Raw genomic sequence first — 6,292 nt, 5'->3', positions numbered from 1 at the left:
TGATCCGGCGATGTTTGTTGCCTACGTCGTCGAGCACCGCATCGACTTCCTGGACGTCACTCCGTCGCTGGCCGGCCCGCTCGTCGATGCTGGGCTCCTCGCCGAAGGCTCCGAAGGCTCCGAAGGCTCAGAAGGTTCCGAAGGCTCAGAAGGTTCCGTGGGATCCGAAGGTCGGCACCGGCCGGCGCTCGTCGCGCTCGGTGGTGAGGCCGCTGATCCGCGGATCTGGAACGCATTGCGGGAGGCGTCGGGCACCGTTGGGGTCAATCTGTATGGGCCGACCGAGTGCACTGTTGACACCCTGCTGGCGTGGGTTGCTGATACCGATACGCCGTCGGTCGGTCGACCGACCGATAACACCTGGGCCTACGTTCTGGACCAGTGGTTGCGGCCCGTGCTGCCCGGGGTCGCGGGCGAGCTGTATTTGTCCGGTGTTCAGCTCGGGCGGGGCTATCTGGGCCGTGCCGGGTTGACGTCGGCTCGGTTTGTTGCTGATCCGTTCCGGGTTGGGGAGCGGATGTATCGGACTGGGGATGTGGTGCGCCGCGGCGTCGATGGGTTGTTGGAGTTTGTTGGGCGGGCCGATGATCAGGTGAAGATTCGCGGGTTCCGGATCGAACCCGGCGAGGTTGCTGCCGTCATCGGGGAGCATCCCGATGTCAGGCAGGTTGTTGTGCTTGCCGTTGATGGGCGGCTGGTCGCCTACGTGGTCGGGGATGTCACCGGGTTGCGGGAGTTCGCTGCCTTGCGGTTGCCTGAGCATCTTGTGCCGGCCGCCTTTGTCGGGCTTGAGCGGATGCCCGTCACCGTCGCCGGGAAAGTCGACCGGCGGGCGCTTCCCGCGCCCGAGTTCGGCGGCGGCGCCGACAGCGCCGCGCCACGGACCGCCGCGGAGGAGATCCTCTGCGGGCTGTTCGCCGAAGTGCTCGGGCTGCCCGCCGTCGGGGCCAACGACGACTTCTTCGCGCTCGGTGGGCACTCGCTCAGCGCCACCGCGCTCGCGGCGCGGGTCCGGGCCGTGTTCGGTGCCGCGCTGCCGATCCGGGCCGTGTTCGACGCGCCTACCGTCGTCGCGCTCGCCAGGTACCTTGAGCAGGCCGGTGCCTCGGGCGGGCCGGTCCTCGCGGTCCGGGAGCGGCCCGAACCGCTGCCCGTCTCGCCGGCCCAGCATCGGCTCTGGCTGCACCACCAGCTCACCGGGGCCGGGCCGACGTACAACGTGGCGTTCGCGCTGCGGCTCACCGGGGCGCTCGACGTCGGCGCGCTGCAAGCGGCGCTCGGCGACGTGCTCGAACGGCACGAGAGCCTGCGCACCGTCTTCCCGACCGTCGACGGGCGGCCGGTGCAGCGTGTGCTTGCCGACGCGCGGCCCGACTGGCACCTCGCCGACGTGACCGAGGAACTGCTGCCCGCGCGGCTCACCGCCGCGGCCCGCCACGGGTTTGACCTCGCCGGCGAGCTGCTCGTCCGGCCGCACCTGTTCGCCGTCGGGCCCGACCGGCACGTGCTGCTGCTCCTGCTGCACCATATCGTCACCGACGAATGGTCGGAGGGGCGGCTGATCGCCGACCTCGGCGTCGCGTACGGCGCCCGCAGCCGTGGCGCCGCGCCCGGCTGGGAGCCGTTGCCGGTGCAGTACGCCGACTACGCCTTGTGGCAGTACGACATCCTCGAAGACCAGCAGCAGCGCCAGCTCGACTTCTGGCGGGAGGCGCTCGCCGGCATCCCCGCCGAGCTGGCGCTGCCGGCCGATCGACCGCGGCCCGCCGTGGCGTCGCACGCGGGTGGCATCGTGCCGTTCGCCGTGCCCGAGGCCACCCGCCACGGGATTCGCGAGCTCGCCCGGCGCACCGGGGCGACCGCGTTCATGGTCGTGCAGGCCGCGCTCGCCGCGCTGCTCAGCCGGCTCGGCGCCGGCACCGACATCCCGCTCGGGAGCCCGGTCGCCGGGCGCGGTGACCAGCGGCTCGACGCGCTCGCCGGTTTCTTCGTCAACACGTTGGTACTGCGGGCCGACGTCAGCGGCGACCCCACCTTCACCGACCTGGTCGGCCGCGTGCGCCGCGCCGACCTGGCCGCGTTCGGCCACGCGGACGTGCCGTTCGAGCGGGTCGTCGAGGCGGTCAACCCCGAGCGGTCGCCGGCCCGCAACCCGCTGTTCCAGGTCATGGTCGCGTTCCAGCACGTGCCGGGCGAGCTGCCGGGGCTGCCCGGGCTGGTCACCGAGCCGGTGCCGATCGACACCGGCGTCGCCCAGTTCGACCTCGGCATCGTGGTGACCGAGGAGGCCGGGGCGCTGCGCGGGGTCGTCGAGTACAGCGCCGACCTGTTCGACCGGCCCACCGTCGTCGCGCTCGCCGAGCGGCTCGTCCGGCTCCTCGACGCGGCCGTGGCCGCGCCCCGGCGGCGGGTGTCCGAACTGGACATCCTGTCGCCGGCGGAGCGGGCCGGCCTGGCCGCCGACTGGCAGGGCACCGACGCGCCGCGCCCGGCGGCGACGCTGCCCGCGCTGTTCGCCGAACAGGTCGCCCGGACGCCCGGCGGGGTCGCGCTGGTCGACGGCGCGGTGTCGCTGACATACGCGCAGCTCGATGCCCGCACGAACCATCTCGCGCGCCGGCTCATCGCCCTGGGCGCCGGGCCCGACCGGATCGTCATGGTGCTGCTGCCGCGCTCGGCCGACCTGTTCGTCGCCGAGCTGGCGGTCGCGAAGGCGGGCGGCGCCTACCTGCCGGTCGACCCGGCGTACCCGGCCGAGCGGGTCGCCGGGCTGGCCGCCGACGCGTCGCCGGTGCTCGTCATCGCGGCGCCCGGCGCCGAGGTGCCCGCGGGCCTGCCGGTGGTGCACGTCGACGCGGGCGTGGACCCGTCGCCGGTGTCCGTGCGGCTGCGGCCCGGGAACGCCGCGTACGTCATCTACACCTCGGGCTCCACCGGCCGCCCCAAGGGCGTCGTCGTCCCGCACGCCGGCCTCGGCGACCTCGCCGACACGTTCGCCGAGCTGTGGCGGGTCGCGGCCGGCGACCGCGTCGCCCAGTTCGCGTCGCCCAGCTTCGACGTCACCGTCGCCGAGCTCGCCGTCGCCCTGCTGCGCGGCGCCACGCTCGTCGTCGTGCCGGAGGAGGTGCGGCTCGGGGCGCCGTTCGCCGACTTCGTGCGGGCCGAGCGGATCACCCACTTCGCCCTGCCGCCGGCCGCGCTCGGCGCCGTCCCGGCCGGTTCGCTGCCGGCGGGCGTCACGGTCGTCACCGGCGCCGACCGCTGCCCGCCCGAGCTGGTCGAGCGGTGGGCGCCGGCGCACCGGATGCTCAACGCGTACGGCCCGACCGAGGCGACCGTCAACTCGACCTACTGGGTGTGTGAGCCCGGCCGCCCGGTGCTCATCGGCCGCCCCGACCGCAACAAGCGCGCGCACGTGCTCGACGCGGCGCTGCTGCCCGTGCCGCCCGGCGTCCCCGGCGAGCTGTACCTGGCCGGCGCCGGCCTGGCGCGGGGCTACCTGGGCCGGCCCGCGCTCACCGCGGAGCGCTTCGTCGCCGACCCGTACGGGCCGCCCGGGACGCTGATGTACCGGACCGGCGACCTCGTCCGCCGCACCGCCGACGGGCAGATCGAGTTCCTCGGCCGGGCCGACGACCAGGTGAAGATCCGCGGCTTCCGGATCGAGCCCGCCGAGGTCGCCGCCGCCCTGGCCGCGCACCCGGACGTGCGCCACGCCTTCGTCGTCGCCCGCGACGACCGGCTCGTCGGCTACGTCGAGGGCACCGCCGACCCGGCCGCGCTGCGCTCCTTCGCCGCGCAGCGGCTCCCCGCCCACATGGTGCCGGCGGTCGTCGTCGTGCTCGACGCGCTGCCCCGCACCGCCGGCGGCAAGGTCGACCGGGCCGCACTGCCCGAGCCGGTGGTGGAGCGGGCCGTCGAAAGGCCGGCCACGGTACTGCAGGAGCTGCTCGCCACGCTCTTCGCCGAGGTGCTCGGCCTCGACGAGGTCGGCGTCGACGAGGGGTTCTTCGGCCTCGGCGGCGACAGCATCGTCGCGCTGCAGCTGGTCTCCCGCGCGCGGGCGGCGGGCCTCGAGCTATCCGCACGGCAGGTCTTCGAGCACCAGACGGTCGCCGGCCTGGCGGCGGTGGCCGGCTCCTCCGCTCCGGCGCGGGAGGCGTCCGGCGCGGGCCTCGGCGAGGTACCGCTGACGCCCATCATGGCCTGGCTGCGGGACCAGCACGAGCCGATCGGCAGCGTCAGCCAGGCGCTGCTGCTGCGGGCGCCGTCCGCGTTGACGCAGGAGCACCTGGCCACGATCCTGCAGGCGGTCCTGGACCGGCACGACGCGCTGCGGGCCCGGTGGACCGGCGCCGGCCTGCACGTACCGCCGCCCGGCACAGCGACCCCCGCGATCCGCGTGTCGGCCGGCGAGCTCCGGGACGAGCACCTCGCGGCCGTCCGCCGCCTCGACCCCGAGGCCGGCCGGATGCTGCAGGCGGTGTGGTTCCCGGACCGCGACCGGCTGCTGCTCGTCGCGCACCACCTCGTCGTCGACGGCGTCTCCTGGCGGATCCTCGCCGGTGACCTCGCGGCCGCCTGGGCGGACGTCGCCCGCGGCGCACGGCCCGAGCTGCCGCCGGTCGGCACCTCACTGCGCGGCTGGGCCCGCGGCCTCGCCGCCAGCGCCCGCGACCGCGCGGCCGAGCTGCCGTACTGGCTGTCCATCCTGGACGGTCCGGCGCTGTCGCTGAGCGCCGGGTCGCCGGGCCGCAACACCGTCGCCGGCCAGCGCGAGCACGTCCTGCAACTGTCCACCGAGGACACCCGCCCGCTGCTCACCGCTGTGCCCGAGGCGTTCCACGCGGGCGTCCAGGACGTGCTGCTCGCCGGCCTCGCACTCGCCGTGCGGGCCTGGCGCCCCGGCGGTGTGCTGCTCCGCCTGGAGGGCCACGGGCGCGAGGAGCACCTCGTGCCGGGCAGCGACCTCACCCGGACCGTCGGCTGGTTCACCACCGAGTACCCGGTCCGCCTCGACCCCGGCGGTGACGACGCCGCGACGGCGCTGAAGCGGGTCAAGGAGCAGCTGCGGGCCGTGCCCGACAACGGCGCCGGCTACGGCCTGCTGCGGTACCTCAACCCGGACACCGCCGACCGGCTCGCCGCCGCGCCGGCCCCGGAGATCCTGTTCAACTACCTCGGCCGCCGCGCCGCCGGCGACGACGCCGACTGGGTCGCGGCCCCCGAGGGCGACACGCTCGGTGACGGCCTCGACCCTGACTTCCCGGTCGCCCAGCCGCTGGAGATCAACGCCGGCACCGCCGACCGCCCCACCGGCCCGTCGCTTGAGATCCGGATGGCGTACCTCGACGGCGTCCTCACCGCCGCCGACGTGACCCGGCTGGGCGAACTGTGGCTCGACGCACTGGCCCGGCTGCGCTCCGCCGCCGGGGCGCCGGGCGCCGGCGGGTACACCCCCTCCGACCTGACCCTGGTGGCGCTGAGCCAGGACGAGATCGACGAGTTCGAAGACGAGTGGAGGCTCTTGTGACGACCAGGCCGGGTGGACTGCAGGACATCCTGCCGCTGTCGCCGTTGCAGGAGGGTTTGTACTTCTTGTCGACGTACGCGGCGGGCGATCCGGACGTCTACGTCGTGCAGCAGGTGCTCACGCTGGCCGGCCCGCTGGACCCGGCCCGGCTGCGCGGCGCCGCCCAGACCCTGCTCGACCGCCACGCCAACCTGCGGGCGGCGTTCCGCCCCCGCAAGGCCGGCCAGCCCGTCCAGCTCATCCCGGCGTCGCTCGAGGCCGACTGGACCGAGGCCGAGGCCGGCTCCGACGCGGCCGCGGACGAACTCGCGGACGCACAGCGGCGGCGCCCGTTCGACCTCGCGCGGCCCCCGCTGCTGCGGTGGCTGCTGGTCCGGCTCGGCGCGGACCGCCACCGCCTGGTCCTGACCAGCCACCACATCCTGCTCGACGGCTGGTCGGCGCCGCTGCTGGTGCGGGACCTCCTCACGCTGTACGCCGGCAACGAGCCGCCACACGCCCGCCCGTACAAGGACTACCTGGCCTGGGTCGCCCGCCAGGACCGCCCCGCCGCCGAGCGAGCCTGGCGCGACGCGCTGGCCGGCGTCGAGGAGCCGACGCTCGTCCGCCCCGGCGCCGCCGCGTCCGTGGCCGAGCCCGAACTGGCCGAGCTGTACCTCAGCGAGGCCGAGACGACCGCCCTGGCCGACCGCGCCCGCGCCCTGGGCCTGACGCTGAACACGGTCGTGCAGGGCGCGTGGGCGCTGGTCCTGGGAGAGT

General features: G+C 75.1%; 2 protein-coding genes and 1 pseudogene. All 3 read left to right on the top strand.

The window, feature by feature from the left end; genetic code table 11:
• Nucleotides 1-10: 10 nt before the first annotated feature.
• Nucleotides 11-397 (top strand): annotated as a pseudogene (locus tag ABZS66_RS59890) (AMP-binding protein); the annotation flags it as partial.
• 399 nt (nt 398-796) lie between these two features.
• Nucleotides 797-5,533, top strand: a complete 4,737-nt coding sequence (locus ABZS66_RS59885; protein ID WP_354773656.1) for an amino acid adenylation domain-containing protein — start codon at nt 797-799, stop codon at nt 5,531-5,533.
• Nucleotides 5,530-6,292 (top strand): condensation domain-containing protein (locus ABZS66_RS59880; RefSeq protein WP_354773654.1); only part of this gene is annotated, 763 nt, incomplete at its 3' end. The genes ABZS66_RS59885 and ABZS66_RS59880, both read left to right, overlap by 4 nt.

It is taken from the genome of Dactylosporangium sp. NPDC005572 (assembly GCF_040605515.1).
In the GTDB taxonomy this organism is placed as follows: domain Bacteria; phylum Actinomycetota; class Actinomycetes; order Mycobacteriales; family Micromonosporaceae; genus Dactylosporangium.
This window is presented reverse-complemented; position numbering and strand designations above follow the sequence as displayed.